Below are 21456 nucleotides of genomic sequence, written 5' to 3'. Positions count from 1 at the left end.
CATGCCGGCTTTCTCCCAAGGCCTGGAAAAGGCGCTTCACCAGGCGCTGACGCTCGCCAATGAGCGGCACCATGAATATGCAACCCTAGAACATCTGCTGCTCGCCCTCATCGACGACACCGAGGCGGCCGCCGTTATGCGCGCCTGCAACGTCGATCTGGACGAGCTGAAGCACACCGTTCTGACCTATATCGACACCGAACTCGACAATCTGGTCACCGGTTACGATGAGGATTCCAAGCCGACCGCCGGCTTCCAGCGCGTCATCCAGCGCGCCGTGATCCATGTACAGTCATCCGGCCGCGAGGAAGTGTCCGGCGCCAACGTGCTCGTCGCCATCTTTGCCGAGCGCGAGAGCCATGCCGCTTATTTCCTGCAGGAACAGCAGATGACCCGCTACGACGCGGTCAACTACATCTCGCACGGCATCGCCAAGCGCCCCGGCGCATCGGAGACGCGCTCGCCGCGCGGCGCCGATGACGAGCAGGGCGGCCAGAACGGCGCCGAGCCGCAGGAGGAAGGCGGCAAGAAGAAGCAGCAGCAGGATGCGCTGACGGCTTATTGCGTCAACCTCAACAACAAGGCCAAGGCCGGCAAGATCGATCCGCTGATCGGCCGCGAGAGCGAAATCAACCGCACCATCCAGGTGCTGTGCCGCCGCTCTAAGAACAACCCGCTCTATGTCGGCGATCCCGGCGTCGGGAAGACGGCGATTGCCGAAGGTCTGGCCAAGCGCATCGTCGAAGGCGACGTGCCCGAAGTGCTGCAGGACGCCACCATCTTCGCGCTCGACATGGGCACGCTTCTGGCCGGCACCCGCTACCGTGGCGATTTCGAAGAGCGGCTGAAGCAGGTTGTCAAGGAGCTAGAGGATTATCCCGGCGCCGTGCTGTTCATCGACGAGATCCACACGGTGATCGGGGCCGGCGCCACGTCAGGCGGCGCGATGGATGCGTCGAACCTGTTGAAGCCGGCGCTGTCTTCGGGTGCCATCCGCTGCATCGGCTCGACCACTTACAAGGAATTCCGCCAGTTCTTCGAGAAGGACCGCGCTCTGGTGCGGCGCTTCCAGAAGATCGACGTCAACGAGCCGACCATCGAGGACGCCATCGAGATCATGAAGGGCCTCAAGCCCTATTATGAGGAATTTCACAAGGTGAAGTTCACCAACGAGGCGATCAAGGCTTCGGTGGAACTGTCGGCCCGCTACATCAACGACCGCAAGCTGCCGGACAAGGCGATCGACGTGATCGACGAGACCGGCGCCTCGCAGATGCTGGTGCCGGAATCCAAGCGCAAGAAGACGATCGGCATCAAGGAGATCGAAGCCACGATCGCCACGATGGCCCGCATCCCGCCGAAGACGGTTTCGGCCGACGACGAGAAGGTGCTGCAAGGCCTCGACATCGAGCTGAAGCGCGTCGTCTATGGCCAGGACACCGCCATCACCGCGCTGACCTCGGCAATCAAGCTGGCGCGTGCCGGCCTGCGCGAACCGGAAAAGCCGATCGGCTCCTACCTGTTCTCAGGCCCGACCGGCGTCGGCAAGACCGAAGTCGCCAAGCAGTTGGCTGCCTCGCTCGGCGTCGAGCTGATCCGCTTCGACATGTCGGAATATATGGAACGCCACACCGTTTCGCGGTTGATCGGCGCGCCTCCCGGCTATGTCGGCTTCGACCAGGGCGGTCTGCTCACCGACGGCGTCGACCAGCATCCGCACTGCGTGCTCTTGCTGGATGAGGTCGAGAAGGCGCATCCGGACCTGTTCAACATCCTGTTGCAGGTCATGGACCACGGCAAGCTGACCGACCACAACGGCAAGCAGATCGACTTCCGCAATGTCATCCTTATCATGACCACCAATGCGGGCGCATCCGATGCGCAGCGCGCGGCGATCGGTTTCGGATCGACCAAGCGCGAAGGCGACGATGTCGAGGCCATCAACCGGTTGTTCACGCCGGAGTTCCGCAACCGTCTCGATGCGATCATCCCGTTCGGCTCGCTGCCGGTGCCGGTCATCCATCAGGTGGTGCAGAAGTTCGTCATGCAGCTCGAGGCCCAGCTCTCCGAGCGGGGCGTCACCTTCGACCTGTCGTCCGACGCGATCGCCTGGCTGGCCGACAAGGGCTATGATGAGCGCATGGGTGCGCGGCCGCTCGGCCGGGTCATCCAGGAGCACATCAAGAAGCCGTTGGCCGACGAGGTGCTGTTCGGCAAGCTCAAGAAGGGCGGCACGGTGCGCGTCACAGTCGAGAAGAAGGAAACCGGCGAAACCGGCCTGAAGCTCGAATCACTGGCCGACGAAGCCCCGGTGCAGCCGAAGCAGGAGCCGGAAGAGGCGCCGAAAGCCCGCAAGGCGGTGGCCAAGAAGCCCGTCGCCAAGAAGGCGGTGGCGCAGAAGCCTCAGCCCAAGGGCAAGGACGAGCCCGAGCCGAAGGGCAAGGATGGCGGCAAGCGCAGCCTGGTGCCGCAACTGCCGCGCAAGAGCTAAAAAGTTCGCCAATGAAAAAAGGGCCCGGTGACGGGGCCTTTTTTCATGGCTGGCCGGTTTGCCGACACAGCGCCCCTGCTTTTCAGGTCAGATGTTGTTAGGTCAGGCGGCGACGCCCTCGGGTGCAAACTTGCCCAGGAAGAACCCGCACGCCTTCCAGATGGCGATCGAAATCAGAACGCTCGCATAGCCATCCACGGCATAATGCCAGCCAAGGACGACCGAGCCGACCATGATGATTGCGGCGAATGCCCACATCAAAAGGCCGGCCAACCGTGAGCGGCGTGTTGCATAAAGCGCGAAAAGCACCGCCATCGCCACATGCATGGACGGGAAGGCGGATATGCCGAGACTGCCTGGCGTCGCCCCGATATAGCCGCTCCACACAATGTCCTGCGCAAGGTGAAAAAAGCTGCCGAGTGCGAAGGCGCAGCCACCGATCCAGAAAGCGAAAAGAAGGTATTGGGCATAGTCTTCCAGCACGCCGAAATCCGGCATGTTTCCGGTGCGCAGGCCGACCGCGGCTGCCAAAAGCAGGGCAGCGATGGCCATCGCCTGCAGCAGGCGGTGTCGCCGGTACGCGTCCGCCAAGGTGCGCAGAAAGGCCCGCCCGGCAGCTGCTTCTACCAACGGCTCTGATGTCGCAACCGAATGTTCCGCGATTTTGAAAACCCAAACGCATCCCGGTACGGCGCGCGTTATCACGGGTGGTTTGATATTTTCCTAACCGACGCAGTGGATTGTGGCTGAGCGCATCGCCGTGAGGCGCGCGCCCCCTCAACCGTTCAGCGCTGCCCGGATCCTGGCCGCGTTCTCAGTCAGCACTTCGGGCTTCTCCATCTGCCCCGTATGCGGCTTGAGCGCGATGCCTTCGAACCGCGGGATGACATGGACATGCAGGTGGTAGACGGTCTGGCCGGAGGCCGGTTCGTTGAACTGCAGGATCGTGACCCCGTCAGCGCCGAAAGCCTTTTTGACCGCCAGCGACACCTTTTGGACCGTGGTGAACAGCCGGCCGAGCGTCGCCGGATCTGCATCGAGCAGATTGCGCGACGGTGCTTTGGGCACCACCAGCGTGTGACCGGGGCCTTGCGGCATCACATCCATGAAGGCGACCACGGCATCATCCTCGTAGACGCGGTGCGACGGGATTTCGCCGCGCAGGATCTTCGCGAAGATATTGCTGGGGTCGTAGGCCTCGGTCATGGCGGCGCTCCGGGAGTATGCTCCCGGTGTAGCGAAGCTGTCCCGGACCGGCAAGATGGTCCGGCGATATCGACAGGCGAGGGCAGGGGCGGATCGCTATTCCTCAAGATCCTTGCGGAACGGCGTATGCTCTTCCAGGATTTCGCCCATCCGCTCGACCTCGCGGCGTTCCCGCCGGAGATAGTCGGCCACAGCATTGCGCAGGCCGGGATGTGCGATGTAGTGCGCCGAATGCATGGTCACGGGACGATAGCCGCGCGCCAGCTTGTGCTCACCCTGCGCGCCGGCCTCGACCACCTTCAGCTTACGCTCGATGGCGAAGTCGATGGCCTGATGGTAGCAAACTTCGAAATGCAGGAACGGGTGGTCCTCGATGCAGCCCCAATTGCGGCCGTAGAGCGCATCGGAGCCGATGAAGTTGATGGCGCCGGCGACATAGCGGCCATTGCGCTTGGCCATTACCAACAGGATATCCTGGGACATGCGCTCGCCGATCAGCGAGAAGAACTTGCGGTTGAGATAGGGCCGGCCCCATTTGCGGCTGCCGGTGTCCATATAGAAGGCGAAGAAATCGTCCCAGGCCCTTTCGGTCAGGTCCTTGCCGGTCAGCCGGTCGATCGAGATATCGTTGGCGAGCGCCTCGCGCCGCTCCTTCTTCATCGCCTTGCGCTTGCGCGATGCCAGCGTAGCGAGGAAATCGTCATAGGTCGAAAAGCCTTCGTTGAAGAAGTGGAACTGCTGGTCGGTGCGGTGCAGGAAGCCGGCTGCTTCCAGCGTTGCAACGTCGCTTTCACTGGCGAAGGTGACATGCGCGGACGACACGCCGAGCTTTTCCGTCACCGCCTTCAGGCCCGCTGCGAGACCGGCCTTCACAATGGCGCTGTCCTCGCCTTTGCTGACCAGCAGGCGAGGGCCGGTGACCGGAGAGAACGGCACGGCGCATTGCAGTTTCGGATAGTAGTTGCCGCCGGCGCGTTCGAACGCATCCGACCAGCCGTGGTCGAAGACATATTCGCCCTGGCTGTGCGATTTGAGATAGCAGGGCACGGCGCCCAGCAATCTGCCTTGGGCATTTTCCAGTCTGAGATGATGACCTTGCCAGCCGGTACGCCGCACGGCGCAGCCGGAATCTTCAAGCGCGCTCAGAAAAGCATATGAAACGAGAGGGTTATAGCCATTTTCTGTGTCGCTGCGGGTTGTGCCGGTAAAGCCGTTCCACTCGTCGCAGGTGAAGGCATTGATGCCGGCGGCAACGCGGATGGAAAACTCCGCATTCGCCGTTTGCCCGTCACCTTCATCACCCTGATCCATGGGGCTTATTTAAGCTCTGTCGGGGCCGCTACAAGTCACGTTTCAGGCACTTCCATCAGGCGACATTGACCAGATCGGGTTCGAACCCTTCGAACGTCATCTGGTCGGCGTATTTGAAGGTGAGATCCACCGCCGGCTGGTCATGCACCGTCCAGGTGATGACAGGCATTTTAAGCCTTTCGCGCACGAAGCTGACGAACGGGTTCGGCAGATCGCCCGCGGCATAGGAGGTGAAGGCGAGGTCATGTGCCAGCATGGCAAAATGCGCCTCGATCAATTGGTTGTCCCTGCCATAGGCGGTCAGCCCACCCGGAATGCCAGGCGCATCCCTGGGGAAATCGCGGACCAGCCAGTGGTCGAACGACATGATCGCCGCCTTGCCCTTGTAGCGCTCCAGCATCTTGCCGACGCTTGCCACCAGGCCCTCGTCGTAACCGGGCACGCCCTTCAGTTCGACCACCAAAGGCACGCGGCCGTCGACCAGGTCGAGCACCTCCTGAAGTGAAGGCACATGGTCCTTGGTGCCGCCGATCCTGAGCGCCGCCAGTTCCGCTGCCGTGCGCTGCCAGACAAAGCCGTCCTGGCCGGTCAACCGCCTGAGATCGCCGTCATGAATGATGACGGGGACGCGGTCGGACGACAAATGCACGTCGCATTCGATCGCATAGCCGCGCTCGGCGGCAGCAGCGAAGGCCGACAGCGTGTTTTCCCAGCGCGTCTTGTTCATGTCGTGAAAGCCGCGATGCGCCACCGGGCGGGCGGTCAGCCAGGAAAGGTCGGTCATTGTCTTGGTCCTGCTCATGCGACCTCGAAGACGGCTTCGATTTCCACTGCGGCATTAAGCGGCAGACAGGCGGTGCCGACGGCGGAGCGGGCATGCTTGCCGCGCTCGCCAAGGGCCGCGACCAGGAAATCGGAGGCGCCATTGGCGACCAGATGCTGCTCGACGAAATCCGGCACTGATGCAACAAAGACGGTGATCTTGACCAGCCGCTGGATTTTTTCGAGATCGCCAAGTGCTGCTTTTGCCTGCGCCAAGATGTTGATTGCACAGTACTTTGCGCCTTCCTTGCCGGTTGCCGTGTCGACGTCGCGGCCGAGCAGGCCGCTTGCCTGCAGCTTGCCGTCCTTGAGCGGCAACTGCCCGGCGGTGAACAAAAGATTGCCGGACCTGCAATAGGGCACATAGTTCGCGGCGGGCGCTGCGGCGGCAGGTATCGTCACGCCGAGATCGCTTAGCCGCTTTTCGATTGTTTCACTCATCGTATTTCCCTATTGCTTGGAGACGCCGCGCTGGCCGGGCCGAAATTGCTATTTTTGCCTCGCTTCCGCCACGACTTTTTTTAAGCTGGACCATCCTTACCTGCGGCCTGCCATCAGCTGCGACGATCGGAGCCCTTTATGCGCGCAACGCGCCTTGCCTTCCACGCCGTTCTCGTTCCGGTGCTGTTCTCGATGGCTCCAGCCTTTGCCGTGCCGGCGCTGCAGGCGCATCGCGCCGTCTACGATCTTACCCTCGACAAGGCGTCGGACCGCTCGGGCATCACCGGCATTTCCGGCCGCATGGTCTATGAGTTCAACGGCTCGCCCTGCGAGGGCTATACGGTAAAATTCCGTTTCGTCACCCAGATCGCCACCGGCGACAACACCAGGCTGACCGACCAGCAGACGACCACGTTCGAGGACGCCGAAGGCAAGACCTTCTCGTTCGTGACCAAATCCTTCGTCGACCAGAACCTAGACAAGGAGGTCAAGGGCACCGCCACGAAAGAGACCAAGGGCCTCAAGGTCGACATCGACAAGCCCGAGAAGAACAGCCTGGAACTCGCCGCTACTCAGTTCCCGACCCAGCATCTGGTCGAACTGATCGGCAAGGCCGAGAAGGGCGAGAATTTCTACGAAACCAGCCTGTTCGACGGTTCGGAGGATGCCAACAAGGTGATGACCACCACCGTCATCGTCGGCAAGAAGGCCGAGGGCGACAAGGCCGACCCCGAAGCGCCGGCGCTGGCCAAGCTTGCCGGCGACAAATACTGGCCGGTCGACATCGCCTATTTCGACGAGACCGACAAATCGGGCGAAGAGGTGCCGGAATACCGCATCAGCTTCAAGCTGCACGAGAACGGCATCACCCGCGACCTCACAATGGACTATGGCGAGTTCTCGATGACCGGAAAGCTGGTCAACCTCTCGCTGTTCGATCAGACCAAGCCTTGCCCGGTCTCGAAATAGCAACAATGCGGCGCTGGCACGGCAGGCTTGATGGCAGTTCCCGATGGCGGTCTATGTCGATGCGGCGATCTGGAAATGGGCCGGCCATCGCTGGTGCCACCTGATGGCCGACGATACGGACGAACTGCATCGTTTCGCCGCCGAGCTTGGTGTCAAGCGTTCGTCCTACCAGGGGCCGCCCAGGACATCGGCGCCGCACTATGACATAACCGGCTTCGAGCGCGACCGGGCGGTGCGGCTCGGCGCCATCGAATGCAGCCGCGAGGAGATCGTTTCGATCTTCAGGCGCGTACGGGTACCCAACGGAAAGGGCCGATCGTGACGCTAACGGCATTCTTGGCTTATTGCCTTGCCATCACACTTGCCGCCGCCACGCCGGGTCCGGCGATGTTCACGGTGATCACCAACGGCGTGGCAGGCGGCTTCCTGCGTGCGTTCGTCGCCGGAATGGGCATTGCCGCCGGTGATGCCGTGCTGGTCACCTTGGCACTGCTCGGGCTGGTGGCGCTGGCCCAGACCTTCGAATGGGTGTTTCTCCTGTTGAAATACGCCGGTGCGGCCTACCTGATTTTCCTCGGCATCAAAGATGTGGCGGGCCGCGGCCGCGCAATCGGCCGCGCAAGGAATCCCCCAAACCGGATTGTCGCGTTCGTTCCTGCTTGGCGCCTCCGTGGCGCTCGGCAACCCGAAGGCGATCCTGTTCCACGCCTCGATCATGCCGCTGATCCTCAACCTCGACACCATGACGTTTGCCGACAGCCTGCTGGTGGTGGCAGTCGTCGTCGGCGCCAATATTCTCACCATGGGCATCTACGCCGCGCTGGCGGGCAGGGCATCCGGCTGGTTCAGGACGCCCGAACGCATGCGGCTGATTAACCGGTTCGCCGGCAGCGCCATGATCGGCACCGGAGCGCTGATTGCCGCACGCTGAGCGATGAAGCACCTCACCGCTTGCGTTTGCAGCGCTTCCCCTCTATATGCGCGCTCATTCCACACACGGACTTTGGTGTCTGCCCGGGAGAAATCCGGCTGAAACCTCCGGTGGCGTTCGAGGACAAAGTCCAAAAATGCCTGTGTCCGTGGAGGCTAACCGGAAAAGGAACTAAGAATGGCACTGCCTGATTTCAGCATGCGCCAGCTTTTGGAAGCTGGCATTCACTTCGGCCACCAGACCCACCGCTGGAACCCGAAGATGGCGCCTTACATCTACGGCGCCCGCAACAACATCCACATCATCGACCTGTCGCAGACGGTGCCTTTGCTGCACCAGGCTCTGAAGCAGGTTTCCGACACCGTTGCCAAGGGCGGCCGCGTGCTGTTCGTCGGCACCAAGCGCCAGGCGTCCGACATCGTCGCCGACGCCGCACAGCGTTCGGCCCAATACTATGTCAACTCGCGTTGGCTCGGCGGCATGCTGACCAACTGGAAGACGATCTCGAATTCGATCCAGCGCCTGCGCAAGCTCGACGAGATGCTGGCCGGTGAGGCCCAGGGCCTGACCAAGAAGGAACGCCTGAACCTCGACCGCGAGCGCGAGAAGCTCGACAAGGCGCTCGGCGGCATCAAGGACATGGGTTCGACGCCGGACCTGATGTTCGTCATCGACACCAACAAGGAAGCGATCGCCATCCTCGAGGCCAAGCGCCTCGGCATCCCGGTCGTCGCCATCATCGATTCGAACTGCGATCCGGACAAGATCGATTTCCCGATCCCCGGTAATGACGACGCGGCGCGCGCCATCCAGCTCTATTGCGACCTGATCGCCAAGGCTGCCATCGACGGCATCGCCCGCCAGCAGGGCGCGCTCGGCGTCGACATCGGCGCCTCGGTCGAAGCTCCGGTCGAACCGGCGCTTGATCCGGCTCCGGCCCCGGCTGCGGACGCTCCGGAAGCTTGACAATCGAAGGCCGGTTGCGGCCTTCATCATTCTCATATTTGGCACGCTAGACAGACGCATCACCGAGTACCGGTGGTGCGTCGGTGCATTTAAAACAAAGAGGCGACAATGAGCATTTCGGCTGCACAGGTCAAAGAACTCCGCGACTTGACCGGCGCGGGCATGATGGACTGCAAGGCGGCGTTGACCGAGACCAACGGCAACATCGAAGAGGCCGTCGACTGGCTGCGCAAGAAGGGCATTTCCAAGGCCGACAAGAAGGCTGGCCGTACTGCCGCCGAAGGCCTGATCGGCGTCGACTCCGGCGTCCGCGAGGCCGCCATCGTCGAGGTTAACTCCGAGACCGATTTCGTGGCCCGCAACGAGCAGTTCCAGGAGATCGTTCGCAATGTCGCCAAGGTCGCGCTTGCTTATGGCACGACGGAGGCTGTCTCTGCCGCAAAGTATCCGGGTTCGGACAAGTCGGTCACTGACACCATCAAGGACGCCGTTGGCACCATTGGCGAGAACATGAGCTTCCGCCGTTCGGCCAAGCTCACCGTCCCGCACGGTGCTGTCGCAACCTACGTGCACAATGCGGTTGCCGATGGTCTTGGCAAGCTCGGCGTTCTGGTCGCGATCGAGACCACGGGCAATGAGCATGCCGCCAACGCCTTTGGCCGCCAGGTCGCCATGCATGTCGCCGCCACCAACCCGCTGGCTTTGACCGCCGAGCAGATCGATCCGGCAGCGGTCGAGCGCGAGAAGGCGATCTTCGCCGACCAGGCGCGCCAGTCCGGCAAGCCGGAAGCGATCATCGAAAAGATGGTCGAAGGCCGCCTGCGCAAGTTCTACGAGGAAGTTGTGCTCCTGAAGCAGGCCTTCGTGCTCAATCCCGACATCACTGTCGAGCAGGCGCTGAAGGATGCCGAGAAGGACATCGGCGCTCCGGCCAAGATCTCCGCCTATCTGCGCTTTGCGCTGGGCGAAGGCATCGAAAAGGAAGAGACCGATTTCGCGGCAGAAGTCGCGGCGGCGGTGAAGAAGTAGTTTTTAAAAATAGCCCCTGAAAAGGGGCTTCTCACCTCAGGCAACTCGGCCGGGTGTCCGCAAGGATGCTCGGCCGATTTCTTGTGCGGTGTCGATGAAGGCCCTGAGCTTTGGCGCCATCGACGCCCTGCGCGGGAAGTAGAGGAAGAGGCCGGGCTCCTCGCTCGCCGTTTGCGGCAGGATCTGAACGAGGCGGCCGGCGGCCAATTCCGCGCGCACCAGCGGCTCGAACACATAGGTCAGCCCGACGCCGGCAAGCGCAAGGTCGATCGCGGCCAGCGAATCGGTGACGATGACCGTACCCTTCGTCTCGGCCACGACATCCTTGCCGTCCTCGGTCAGGTCCCAGCGATAGAGTGCGCCGGAGCGCACAAGCCGGTAGCCGATGCAATTGTGGTCCGAAAGATCCGCCACACCGCGCGGACGGCCATGCCGGCCGACATAGGCGGGGGAGGCGACGATCACGGCGTTGAATGGCGGCGTCAGTCGGACCGTGACCATGTCCTGTGCGATCATCTCGCCCAGCCGGATGCCGGCATCGAAACCCTCGCCGACAATGTCCACCAGCCCCTGGTCGGTGAGCAATTCGATGGTCACATCAGGATAGCGTTCAGCCATCGCGGCGGCCACGGGAGTGACGGCAAGTGGAACGGCGATGTTGGGAACGTTCAACCTGAGCAAGCCGGAGGGCCGGCCCTTGATGGCTCGGATGCGGTCCATCCGGTCGGCGATATCCTGGAGGGCAGGGGCTGCCGTGTCCACCAGCGCCTTGCCGGCTTCCGTCAGCGAGACGCTGCGCGTGGTGCGCGCAAACAGCGGCTGGCCGATCCGCTCCTCCACGAGGCGCACCGCATGGCTGACGGCGGATGGGGACATGCCCAGTTCGGCCGCAGCAAGCGCAAAGCCGCCGCGTCGGGCAACGGCGACGATGACAGGCAAATGACTGAGCAGATCCCGGTCCATTCATGCATGATATCGCATAGTCCTTGCGAACACTTCAATCTTCTCGATGCCGACAGGCTGACCCATATTGCCATCACCGATGCACAAAGGAGAAGAGAGATGGATGCCTTGAAACACGCTACCTTCGCCGCAGCCCTTGCTCTGGCGCCGGCTGATGCCGGCGGCGCCGAGCCGTCCGGTTGGCGCGCGCTCGCCGACGAACGCGCCGTCATCCGCATCGCCGATGCCATCGACCGTGCCGTCGATGCGCAGGACTGGAAGCTTGCCCGCTCCTATTTCGCCGACCGTGTCACCGTCGACTTCAGCAGCCTGTCAGGACAGCCTGCCGCCACCATCCCCTCCGACGATCTGATCGGTACCTGGGCCGGCAACCTCAGGGGCAGCAAGACCAGCCTGCATCTGCGCACCAATCACCAGGTGATCTTTGAGGCGGACGCGGCGACCGTCTCTTCGAACGGCTATGCCTGGAACCGGATGGAAGGCAATGGCGACCCGCTGTGGGAAGTCTGGGGCACCTACGAGCACCATCTGGTTCGCTCCGGGACCGGCTGGAAAGTCGACGGCTTCGTTTTCCGCGCCACGCATGAGCGCGGCAATCCCTGGGTCAAGATGACGCCTGGCCAGTGAGCCGGCGTCAAGAAATCAGGATAGGAAAAACACCATGACCATGAGCTATTACACACTGGGCAACAGCGGCCTGCGCGTCAGCCGGCTGGCACTGGGCACCATGACCTTTGGCACCGAATGGGGCTGGGGCGCGGACAGGGAAGCCGCGCGCGCCATGGCCGACGCCTATGTCGAGGCCGGCGGCAATTTCTTTGACACCGCCGACCTCTACACCGGCGGCACAGCCGAAACCTGGCTCGGCGAATTCATCGCCGAGCGAGGCTTGCGCGACAGAGCGGTGATCGCCACGAAATTCACCTTCAACGCGGAGCCCGGCAATCCGAACGCCGGTGGCAATGGCCGCAAGAACATCTTGCGCGCCGTGGACGCCTCGCTGAAGCGGTTGGGCACTGACTATATCGACCTCTACCTCCTCCATGTCTGGGACGGGCTGACGCCGGCCGAGGAGGTCATGCGCACGATGGATGATCTCGTGCGCGCGGGCAAAATTCGCCATGTCGGCCTGTCCGATGTGCCGGCCTGGTATGCTGCCCGCGCGCAGACGATCGCCGAGTGGCGCGGCTACGAGCCGGTGTCGGCCCTGCAGCTTGAATATTCGCTGGCGGAGCGTTCGATCGAAAATGAGTTCGTGCCCTTCGGCACCCGCCATGGCGCAGGAATCATGGTGTGGAGCCCGCTGGCCAGCGGGCTGCTCAGCGGCAAGTACCGGCCGACGCAGGACGGCCATGTCGGCCGGCTCGATGGCTTTCGCAACACTACTCATCCGGGGTTCCAGAAGTTCACCGAGCGCAACTGGGCGATCGTGGCGGAACTCGAAAAAGTGGCCGCCGAACTCGGACACAGCATGGCGCAGGTCGCGCTCAACTGGGTGGCAACGCAACCGGGCATCGCCACCGTGATTCTTGGCGCCACCAAGCTGGCGCAGTTGCAGGACAATCTGGCGGCGCTGGATTTCACGTTACCCGCCGAGCTTCGCGCGCGGCTGGATACGGTCAGCAAGACACCGCCGCCATTCCCCTACGCCTATTTCGGGTCCGACATACAAGCCCGGGTTACCGGCGGCGCCGTGACCGGCGACAAGCCGTTGGGCTATGCGCCGCCGCTGCTGGTCGAGGGCGACGCCGTCAGCATCACCAGCAACTGACGGGCCGCGACGGGAAGGCGGAATTGGACGAGGGGCGCCGCGTGACATCGCGGCGCCCTTCGTGTATCGGAACTCGGCATCGCGCCAGCGGCGGCGCCCGCGCGAGGGCGGCCTGCCCAGGCTGCCACACGCAACAATGACGAGGTCCAGATGACGGCAAAGCCCCTCTATCGACGTGTCCTGCTGAAAGCGTCGGGCGAAGCGTTGATGGGCGAGCAGCATTTCGGCATCGATGTCTCGGTGGTCGACCGAATCGCCGCCGACATCGCCGAAGCCCGCGCACTTGGCATCGAGGTCGGCGTCGTCATTGGCGGCGGCAATATCTTTCGCGGCGTGGCGGTGGCATCCAAGGGCGGCGACCGCGTCACCGGCGACCACATGGGCATGCTGGCCACCGTCATCAACTCGCTGGCGCTGCGCACCTCGCTGAACAAGATCGGCGTCGATGCCGTCGTGCTGTCGGCCATCGCCATGCCCGAACTTTGCGAGAGTTTTTCCCAGCGCCAGGCCACCGCCTATATGAACCAGGGCAAGGTCGTCATTTTCGCCGGCGGCACCGGCAATCCGTTCTTCACCACCGATTCGGCCGCGGCCTTGCGCGCCGCCGAGATCGGCGCCGACGCGCTGTTCAAGGGCACCCAGGTCGACGGCGTCTATTCGGCCGATCCCAAGAAGGATCCGAATGCGACCCGCTTCGAGCGCATCAGCCATGCCGAAGTCATCAACAAGGGCCTTTCGATCATGGATACCGCCGCAATTGCACTTGCGCGCGAAAACAACATCCCGATAATCGTCTATTCGATCCACGAAAAAGGTGGTTTCGGCGATATTCTGCGGGGCGGCGGCCGTTGCACGATCGTCGCCGACGAATAATCCGGAGTATACTCTCCTAAAAAGGATCAGTTTTCGAAAGAGGGTCCGGATATAGGCCCTAAGCAGTGAACCCGGATCAAACGGGTCGAGGAGACTAAGATGAGTGGTGAGTTCGACGACCTCAAGCGGCGCATGGATGGCGCGATCGCCGCCTTCAAGCACGATCTGGCTTCGCTGCGCACCGGCCGTGCCTCCAGCAATCTGCTCGACGCCATCCAGGTCCAGGCCTACGGCACCACCATGCCCATCAACCAGGTGGCGAACGTGTCGGTGCCGGAGCCGCGCATGATCTCGGTTTCGGTATGGGATAAGTCGATGGTCGGCGCGGTCGACCGTGCCATCAGAGAATCCAATCTCGGCTTCAATCCGATCGTCGACGGCACCAATCTCAGAATTCCGCTGCCCGAGCTCAACGAGCAGCGCCGCAAGGAACTGGTCAAGATCTCGCATGGCTACGCCGAGAACGCCCGCGTCGCGGTGCGCCATGTCCGTCGCGACGGCATGGACTTCTTGAAGAAGGCGGAAAAGGACGGCGACATCAGCGAGGACGATCAGCGCAAGCGCTCCGATCAGGTCCAGAAGCTGACCGACGAGACGATCAGCACCATCGATCACCTGCTTTCCGATAAGGAAGCTGAAATCATGCAGGTCTAGGGTCGGCCCACACCGGCCCGAAAGCGAGACAATGGCAACGCCCGCGCATGTCGCGATCATCATGGATGGAAACGGACGCTGGGCCAAGGCGCGCGGCATGCCGCGGCTTGCCGGCCATCGCGCCGGCGTCGAAGCGCTGCGCAAGACGGTGCGCGCCGCGCCGGGTCTCGGCATTTCCTTCCTGACCGTCTATGCCTTCTCGTCGGAAAACTGGTCGCGGCCCAAGGCCGAAGTCAGCGATCTGATGGGGCTGTTGAAGCTGTTCATCCGCCGCGATCTGGCCGAACTGCACCAGAACGGCGTGCGCGTCAGGATCATCGGTGACAGGGCGGGGCTGCAACCGGACATCAGGGGCCTGCTCGAAGAGGCCGAATCGCTGACTGCGCGCAATGAATCGCTGACCTTGGTCATCGCCTTCAACTATGGCGGGCGCGACGAGATCGTGCGCACGGCACGCAAGCTCGCAGCCGCAGTGGCGCGCGGCGAGATCGACGCAGAGGCGATCACGGCAGACACTTTTGCCGGCGCCCTCGACACCGCAGGCATTCCCGATCCGGAGCTGGTCATCCGCACCAGTGGCGAGCTTCGGCTGTCGAACTTCCTTCTGTGGCAGGCAGCCTACAGCGAACTGGTTTTTCTGCCTTGCTACTGGCCTGACTTCAGCCGCGAACACCTGGCCGACGCATTGCGCGATTTTGCTGGCCGCGAGCGCCGTTTTGGCGGGCTTGCCGCTCAAGATGTCGCTGCCTCGTGAGCGGCGGCGGGATGAACAATCTTCAGCTTCGCATCGTCTCGGCGCTGGTGCTGGCCGCAATAGCGCTTGGCTTGACCTGGTTGGGAGGGCTGTGGTTCCGCCTGCTTTGCGCCGGGATATCGGCGGTCATCTTCTATGAATGGGCGCGCATGTCGCGCCCCTTGGCCGGTGCGACCCTCGGCTTCATTCCCGAAGCGCTGCTTCTGGTTTTCGTCGTCGCCCTGGTTGCAGGCGTGCCGGCATCGTGGCTTCTGTCTCTTGTCCTGGCCATGGTTGTGGTCGCTGCTGTCGGCGTCCTTATGCGTGGAGCGGCGCAATGGGATGCAGCCGGTCTTGCCTACGCGGCTTTGTCCGGCCTATCGCTGGCGCTGCTGCGCGGCGGCGACCATCCCGGCCTGGTCGCAATCCTGTTTCTGTTCGCCGTGGTCTGGGCGACCGACATCTTTGCCTATTTCGTCGGCCGCTCCGTCGGTGGGCCCAAGCTCGCGCCATCGATATCCCCCGGCAAGACGCAGAGCGGCGCACTTGGCGGCGCTGTCGGCGGCGTGGCCGCCGGCGTGCTTCTGGCTGCCGCCGCCGGGGCCGGCAATCTTGGCGTCCTCGCCTTGGTTGCGCTGGTGCTGTCGATTGTTGCCCAGGCTGGCGATCTCTTCGAATCCTGGGTCAAGCGCCGCCACGGCCGCAAGGATTCAAGCGCGTTGATACCCGGGCATGGCGGTGTCATGGACAGGGTGGACGGGCTTGTCGCGGCGGCTTTTGCCCTATACGTGATCGGCTGGATTTCGGCGGGCGCCGATCATCCGGCGCAGGGGCTGTTTCCGGCTTGAGTGATATTTCACGGCGAAGAAATGGCGCACGCCACGGATTCGCCTGGATTGATGTCACAGTCGCGGCGACACCTTTCGCCGCGGGTGAATTTGAGGGCATGACTTGAACGAAATTCTTCACGCGTTTTTCAGCACGGAAGGCTTTGTCCTCGGCACGCTGGTGCCGTTTCTGTTCGTGCTGACCGTGGTCGTCTTCATTCACGAAATGGGACATTACCTCGTCGGCCGCTGGTGCGGCATTGGCGTGAAGGCCTTCTCGATCGGCTTCGGCCCCGAACTTCTCGGCTTCAACGACAGCCACGGCACGCGCTGGAAGCTCTGCGCCATACCGCTCGGCGGTTATGTCAAATTCGTCGGCGACATGAGCGCCACGTCGAGCCAGCCGAGTTCGGAAGATCTGGAAACGCTGACTGACGCTGAACGCAAGGTCGCCTTCCACACGCAACCCATCTGGAAACGCGCCGCCACGGTGGTGGCCGGACCGCTGTTCAACTTCCTTTTGACCATTGCCGTCTTTGCCGTGCTGTTTTCCCTCTACGGCCGCCCTGTGTTTGAGCCGATGGTGGCGGCGGTCACCGCCGGCAGTCCAGCCGAAAGGGCCGGCATTTTGCCAGGCGACCGATTCGTCGCCGTCGACGGCAGCAAGGTTGAGACCTTCGCCGACGTCCAACGCCTGGTCTCAGGCCGCGGCGGCGACGCCATCACCTTCACCATGTTGCGCGACGGCAAGGAGGTCACCGTCGTCGCGACGCCGGAGCCGATGGAGCAGCTGGACGCACTGGGCAACAAGGTCAAGGTAGCCGTCATCGGCGTCGTCAACAACAAGGATGTCGGCCAGCCCAGGTTGATCACCTACAGCCCTGTCGGAGCAGTCGGCGCCGCGGTCGAGGAGACGGGGCACGTCATTCAGCGCACCGGCCAGTTCCTGCAGCGATTCGTTGTCGGCCGCGAAGACAAATGCCAGCTGGGCGGCCCGATCAAGATCGCCAAGATGTCGGGGCAGGCGGCAAAGCTGGGCTTCCTATGGCTGGTGCAACTCGTCGCCGGCCTGTCGGTCGGGATCGGAATTCTGAACCTTTTGCCGATTCCCCCCCTCGACGGCGGCCATCTCCTGTTCTACGCACTCGAAGCCGTTTTCCGGCGTCCGGTATCGGAGCGGATGATGGAAATGGGATACCGGGCCGGCCTCTTTCTGGTGCTGGGATTTATGGGCTTCGTCTTCTGGAACGATCTGTTTGGGTGCTGAAATCATGAAGAAATTTGGCTTCAGCACCGGCAATGTTGAGACGCCGTTTACCATGCACGGGGGTATGCGTGACGCGAAAGCCACGCATCAGGGTTAAGTAATTACAAATTAACCAGAAGCCTTGCGTGTAGGGAAAATCCGGTTAATACGGTAGGAGAAATTACCGCACGTCCGGTTTTCTCGCCGTGGGGACTTCGAGAAAAGGTACAAAAGCCCGATGAAGGCAGCATCCAAATTTTTGAGCGCCGCGTCCGCGGTGGCTATGTCCGCCGCTCTGGTTGTACCAGGTGCGCTCGCCGTGCAGTTCGTTGCCACATCTGCGGCGCAGGCAGCCGTTGTCTCGAGAGTCGAGGTCAGCGGCAACCAGCGTGTCGACGCCGACACCATCCGCAACTACATCACGATCAAGCCGGGCAAGGCGTTTTCCAGCGCCGATATCGACGATGCGGTCAAGGCGCTGTTCGGCACCGGGCTGTTCTCGGACGTGCAGATCAATCAGGTCGGTTCGACGCTGGTAGTCAAGGTTGCCGAATACCAGGTCGTCAACCAGGTTCTGTTCCAGGGCAACAAGAAGCTCAAGGACAACGCGCTGGCAGTCGCCGTGCAGTTGAAGCCGCGCGGGACGTTCTCGCAGGCAACGCTGGACTCCGATGTCGAGGCGGTAAGGGCTGCCTACAGGCGAATTGGCCGGGATGACGCCGCTGTCACGACGCAGATCATGGATCTCGGCGACAACCGCGTGAACGTGGTCTTCAACATCAACGAAGGCGGCCGCACCAAGATCGCCGCTGTCAATTTCGTCGGCAACAGCGCCTATTCGAGCCGCCGCCTGTCCGACGTCATCGCAACCAAGCGCTCGAGCTTCTTGTCCTTCGTGCTGCGTGACGACGTCTATGACGAGGACAAGCTCCGCGCCGACCAGGAATCGCTGCGCCGCTTCTATTACAATCACGGCTATGCCGACTTCCAGGTGGTCTCAGCCGTCGGCGAGCTCGACGACACGACCAACCAGTACACCGTTACCATCACCGTCCAGGAAGGCGACCGCTATACGTTCGGCGACGTCAGCGTCGAGAGCACCATTCCCGAAGTCGACTCGAAGGCGCTGGAATCGGTGGTTCAGACCCACAAGGGCGACGTCTACAATGCCAAGAATGTCGAGGACACCATCATCGCGCTGACCGAAAAGGTCGCGGGTTCGGGCTATGCCTTCGCCCAGGTGACGCCGCGCGGCGATCGCAACTTCGAGAACCACACCATTTCGGTCGTGTATACGATCGACCAGGGCACCAAGGCCTATATCGAGCGCATCGAAATCCGCGGCAACGACCGCACACGCGACTATGTCATTCGTCGTGAGTTCGATGTCAGCGAAGGCGACGCCTTCAACCAGGTACTCATCCAGCGCGCGAAGAAGCGGCTGGAAAAGCTAGATTACTTTGAGAAAGTCGACGTTTCGACTGTCCCGGGTTCTGAGCCAGACCAGGTCGTGCTCGTGGTCGACGTGGTCGAGAAATCGACCGGCGAGTTCTCGGTTGGCGCAGGTTATTCGACAGGTGGCGACACTGCCGGTCCGTCCGTCGAAGGTTCGGTCGCGGAGCGCAACTTCCTCGGTCGCGGCCAGTACATCAAGGTTTCGGCGGGTGGCGGCAAGAATTCGCGGGACTACAGCCTGTCCTTCACCGAACCCTATTTCCTGGGGCGCCGTATCGCCGCCGGCTTCGATATCTTCCAGCAGACCCGCAACTACGACCACTATGACAGCGAGACGCTGGGTGCGACGGTGCGCTTCGGCCTGCCGATCACCGACAACATCTCGACGCAGTTGGCGTACAATATCGCCCAGGAGAAGTACAAGCTCGACGACGGTTGCGATGATACTCCCCACGATGAGATTCCGGACGCTGACTGCCACATTTCTAAAGCCATCGTCGAGGGCATCAATGATAGCCCGTGGATCAAGTCGTCGGTCAGCCTGGGACTGGTCTACAACACCATCGACGACATGAAGAGCCCGCATGAAGGCATCTACGCCACCACGACCGTGGAAGTGGCCGGCCTTGGTGGCGATGCCAAATTCGTCAAGGTTACCGGTCGTGGCACTGTCTACCAGACGCTGTCCGAACAGCTGGATCTGGTTGGCCTGATCTCAGGCGGCGCTGGCCATATTCAGGGCTTCGGCGGTGACGGCCTGCGTATCTTCGATCAGTTCCAGAGCAGCGACCGCATGATCCGCGGCTTCGAGTATGGCGGCATCGGCCCTGCCGATATTACGCCGGGTTCTGGTGGTGATCACCTCGGCGGCACCACCTATTTCAATGCGTCGGCGGAAGCTCAATTTCCGATACCGGTCATTCCGGAAAGCTTTGGTGTGCGCGGCGCTGTGTTTGCTGATGCCGCCACACTGTACGGCAGCAAGATCGACACCGCCGGCGTCGATCAGGCCTCGGTCGATATGAAGTTGCGCGCCTCGGTTGGTGTCGGCTTGTTGTGGTCATCGCCCTTCGGCCCGATCCGCATTGACTACGCGATGCCCGTCAAGAAGGAAAAGACCGACGACGTGCAGGAATTCAACTTCGGCATGTCGAGCCGCTTCTGATCTTGCGGTAACGATGCTTCCGGGCCGTTGGGGTCCGGAAGAGAATTGATCCGACCTAGCTGGATATTGCTTCTGGAATGACCGATCCGGTGTTCTTCGCGCCATCACGCCGGTATACGGCCGGCGAAGTCGCGAATCTGACCGGCGCGTCGCTCGTCGATTCCGACCTTGCCCACATATCGATCGATGCGTTGGCGCCAGCGAACGAAGGCGGCGAGGGTGCGCTCGTCTTCGTCGACGGCAAGCGCAATTTCGCGCTGATGCAGTCGCTGAAGGCGGCGGCCGTGTTTTGTCCCGCCGAGTTCGCCGGCAAGGCGCCGGCCGGCATTGCGGTTCTGGTGCATCCGCGCCCGCAGCAGGCCTTCGCCATGATCGGCCGGCTGCTGTTCCCGACGGCGGCTACGCCGGGACCGATGACCAGCGAAACCGGGGTCTCGCCGCAAGCTCATGTCGATGCCACGGCGCATATCGAGGCAGGCGCGATCATCGAAGCCGGAGCCGTCGTCGGCCCGCGTGCTTCCATCGGCAGCGGAACGGTCATTGCCCCCCACGCCGTTATCGGCCCCTCCTGCCAGATCGGCCGTGACGGCTACATCGGGCCGGGTGTCAGTGTTCAATATGCGCTGATCGGCAACCGCGTCATCATTCATGGCGGCGCCAGGATAGGCCAGGACGGCTTCGGCTTTGTCGGCGGCGCCAAAGGGCCCGAGCGTGTGCCGCAGGTCGGCCGCGTCATCATTCAGGACGATGTCGAAATCGGCTCGAACACGACCGTCGATCGCGGCGCCATGTCGGATACGGTCATCGGTCAGGGCACCAAGATCGACAATCTGGTGCAGATCGCCCATAACGTTCGCATCGGCCGCAATTGCATTATTGCCGGGCTCTCTGGTATTTCCGGCTCCGTCACCGTCGGCGACGGTGTCACCATGGGCGGCGGCGTTGGCCTTGCCGATCATTTGACCATAGGATCAGGGGCCAAGCTTGCTGCAAGGAGCGGGTTCATGAGCAACGTGCCGGCGGGCGAGATCTGGGGAGGCTATCCGGCGCAGCCGATGGCGGAAGCCATGCGCGAGATCGCCATGCTGAGGAAGCTCGCCAGGACGCGCAAGCAGGGCGAGGGGGGAAGTAGCTGAGATGGTGCCGGCGACGCTCGAAGCGGTCGATATATTGGGGTTGATGAAGCTTTTGCCGCATCGCTATCCCTTCCTGATGATCGATCGCATCATCGAAATCGACGGCAATGATTCTGCCATCGGCATCAAGAACGTGACCATCAATGAGCCGCATTTCCAGGGCCATTTCCCGGATCAGCCGGTGATGCCGGGCGTGCTCATCGTCGAGGCTATGGCGCAGACGGCCGGCGCGATCTGCATCCGTAACCTCAACACGGAAAAGCCGTCGCTGGTCTATTTCCTGACCATCGATAATGCGAAATTCCGCAAACCGGTCGTCCCGGGCGACCAGTTGAAAATCCACGTCAAGAAAATCAAGATGCGCGGCAACCTGCTCAAATTCGCCTGCGAGGCCATGGTGGAGGGCACAAAGGCCGCCGAAGCCGAGATCTCGGCAATGATGGTTACCGGCTGACGGTTCGAAATGC

The 21456-nt window shown here is 62.3% G+C and carries 22 protein-coding genes and 1 pseudogene; 17 read left to right on the top strand and 6 right to left on the bottom strand.

Going from position 1 to position 21456, the window contains the following annotated elements; translation table 11 throughout:
• The first annotated feature begins 1 nt into the window (after position 1).
• Positions 2-2491 (top strand): ATP-dependent Clp protease ATP-binding subunit ClpA, encoded by a 2490-nt coding sequence (clpA, locus tag ACYG9R_RS26510; RefSeq protein WP_023824862.1) that lies wholly within the window; start codon positions 2-4, stop codon positions 2489-2491.
• A gap of 102 nt (positions 2492-2593) precedes the next feature.
• Here clpA and ACYG9R_RS26505 read toward each other — a convergent pair whose 3' ends face one another.
• The 5 genes from ACYG9R_RS26505 to ACYG9R_RS26485 all read right to left on the bottom strand — a co-directional run bounded on the left by ACYG9R_RS26505 (position 2594) and on the right by ACYG9R_RS26485 (position 6271).
• Positions 2594-3121 carry a phosphatase PAP2 family protein gene (locus tag ACYG9R_RS26505; protein ID WP_460221855.1) on the bottom strand — a complete coding sequence of 176 codons (528 nt, stop codon included), beginning with the start codon at positions 3119-3121 and terminating at the stop codon, positions 2594-2596.
• Between the two features lie 147 nt (positions 3122-3268).
• Positions 3269-3697 (bottom strand): HIT family protein, encoded by a 429-nt coding sequence (locus tag ACYG9R_RS26500; RefSeq protein WP_023671015.1) that lies wholly within the window; start codon positions 3695-3697, stop codon positions 3269-3271.
• A gap of 96 nt (positions 3698-3793) precedes the next feature.
• The gene (locus tag ACYG9R_RS26495) at positions 3794-5008 is read right to left on the bottom strand and encodes a GNAT family N-acetyltransferase (protein WP_023693439.1); all 1215 of its coding nucleotides are present in this window, start codon (positions 5006-5008) and stop codon (positions 3794-3796) included.
• 55 nt (positions 5009-5063) lie between these two features.
• Positions 5064-5792 (bottom strand): glycerophosphodiester phosphodiesterase, encoded by a 729-nt coding sequence (locus ACYG9R_RS26490; protein ID WP_023700734.1) that lies wholly within the window; start codon positions 5790-5792, stop codon positions 5064-5066.
• Positions 5793-5806: 14 nt separating this feature from the next.
• On the bottom strand, positions 5807-6271 hold the full coding sequence (locus ACYG9R_RS26485; RefSeq protein ID WP_023693441.1) for a RidA family protein: 465 nt from the start codon (positions 6269-6271) through the stop codon (positions 5807-5809).
• A gap of 138 nt (positions 6272-6409) precedes the next feature.
• On the opposite strand from ACYG9R_RS26485, the gene ACYG9R_RS26480 reads away from it, so the two are divergent.
• The 6 genes and pseudogenes from ACYG9R_RS26480 to tsf all read left to right on the top strand — a co-directional run bounded on the left by ACYG9R_RS26480 (position 6410) and on the right by tsf (position 10166).
• Entirely contained in the window at positions 6410-7240 is an 831-nt protein-coding gene (locus ACYG9R_RS26480) for a cell envelope integrity EipB family protein (protein ID WP_023671019.1), read from the top strand.
• Between the two features lie 43 nt (positions 7241-7283).
• Positions 7284-7562, top strand: a complete 279-nt coding sequence (locus ACYG9R_RS26475) for a DUF4031 domain-containing protein (RefSeq protein WP_023824864.1) — start codon at positions 7284-7286, stop codon at positions 7560-7562.
• Positions 7493-7768, top strand: a pseudogene (locus tag ACYG9R_RS26470) (LysE family transporter); the annotation flags it as partial. The gene ACYG9R_RS26475 and the pseudogene ACYG9R_RS26470, both read left to right, overlap by 70 nt.
• 58 nt (positions 7769-7826) lie before the next feature.
• Positions 7827-8171, top strand: a complete 345-nt coding sequence (locus ACYG9R_RS26465; RefSeq protein ID WP_280800237.1) for a LysE family translocator — start codon at positions 7827-7829, stop codon at positions 8169-8171.
• A 177-nt stretch (positions 8172-8348) separates the two neighbouring features.
• Positions 8349-9137: a 30S ribosomal protein S2 gene (gene rpsB, locus ACYG9R_RS26460; RefSeq protein WP_023671022.1), complete on the top strand. Its 789-nt coding sequence runs from the start codon at positions 8349-8351 to the stop codon at positions 9135-9137.
• Between the two features lie 108 nt (positions 9138-9245).
• The gene (tsf, locus tag ACYG9R_RS26455; RefSeq protein ID WP_023684688.1) at positions 9246-10166 is read left to right on the top strand and encodes a translation elongation factor Ts; all 921 of its coding nucleotides are present in this window, start codon (positions 9246-9248) and stop codon (positions 10164-10166) included.
• Positions 10167-10202: 36 nt separating this feature from the next.
• Here tsf and ACYG9R_RS26450 read toward each other — a convergent pair whose 3' ends face one another.
• A complete protein-coding gene (locus ACYG9R_RS26450; RefSeq protein WP_023824865.1) occupies positions 10203-11129 on the bottom strand; it encodes a LysR family transcriptional regulator in 927 nt (308 codons plus the stop codon).
• A 99-nt stretch (positions 11130-11228) separates the two neighbouring features.
• Here ACYG9R_RS26450 and ACYG9R_RS26445 point away from each other — a divergent pair, with 99 nt between their 5' ends.
• The 10 genes from ACYG9R_RS26445 (at position 11229) to fabZ (ending at position 21443) form a co-directional block, all read left to right on the top strand.
• Entirely contained in the window at positions 11229-11756 is a 528-nt protein-coding gene (locus tag ACYG9R_RS26445; protein WP_023752226.1) for a nuclear transport factor 2 family protein, read from the top strand.
• Positions 11757-11790: 34 nt separating this feature from the next.
• Complete coding sequence (locus ACYG9R_RS26440; RefSeq protein ID WP_023824866.1) at positions 11791-12900, top strand: aldo/keto reductase; 1110 nt, start codon at positions 11791-11793, stop codon at positions 12898-12900.
• Between the two features lie 150 nt (positions 12901-13050).
• Entirely contained in the window at positions 13051-13773 is a 723-nt protein-coding gene (gene pyrH / locus ACYG9R_RS26435; RefSeq protein WP_023671026.1) for a UMP kinase, read from the top strand.
• A 99-nt stretch (positions 13774-13872) separates the two neighbouring features.
• Positions 13873-14427, top strand: a complete 555-nt coding sequence (frr, locus tag ACYG9R_RS26430; protein WP_023671027.1) for a ribosome recycling factor — start codon at positions 13873-13875, stop codon at positions 14425-14427.
• Between the two features lie 31 nt (positions 14428-14458).
• The gene (locus tag ACYG9R_RS26425) at positions 14459-15181 is read left to right on the top strand and encodes an isoprenyl transferase (protein ID WP_023748403.1); all 723 of its coding nucleotides are present in this window, start codon (positions 14459-14461) and stop codon (positions 15179-15181) included.
• 11 nt (positions 15182-15192) lie between these two features.
• Positions 15193-16008, top strand: a complete 816-nt coding sequence (locus ACYG9R_RS26420) for a phosphatidate cytidylyltransferase (RefSeq protein WP_023824867.1) — start codon at positions 15193-15195, stop codon at positions 16006-16008.
• 103 nt (positions 16009-16111) lie between these two features.
• Positions 16112-17254 (top strand): RIP metalloprotease RseP, encoded by a 1143-nt coding sequence (gene rseP / locus ACYG9R_RS26415; RefSeq protein WP_023688578.1) that lies wholly within the window; start codon positions 16112-16114, stop codon positions 17252-17254.
• Positions 17255-17471: 217 nt separating this feature from the next.
• Positions 17472-19853, top strand: coding sequence for an outer membrane protein assembly factor BamA (gene bamA / locus ACYG9R_RS26410; protein WP_023824868.1), 2382 nt, complete (start codon positions 17472-17474; stop codon positions 19851-19853).
• Between the two features lie 77 nt (positions 19854-19930).
• Positions 19931-20989, top strand: coding sequence for a UDP-3-O-(3-hydroxymyristoyl)glucosamine N-acyltransferase (lpxD, locus tag ACYG9R_RS26405; RefSeq protein WP_023700728.1), 1059 nt, complete (start codon positions 19931-19933; stop codon positions 20987-20989).
• Position 20990: 1 nt separating this feature from the next.
• Positions 20991-21443, top strand: coding sequence for a 3-hydroxyacyl-ACP dehydratase FabZ (fabZ, locus tag ACYG9R_RS26400; RefSeq protein ID WP_023684696.1), 453 nt, complete (start codon positions 20991-20993; stop codon positions 21441-21443).
• The last annotated feature ends 13 nt before the right edge of the window (positions 21444-21456 follow it).

It is taken from the genome of Mesorhizobium sp. RSR565B (genome assembly GCF_054719465.1).
This window is presented reverse-complemented; position numbering and strand designations above follow the sequence as displayed.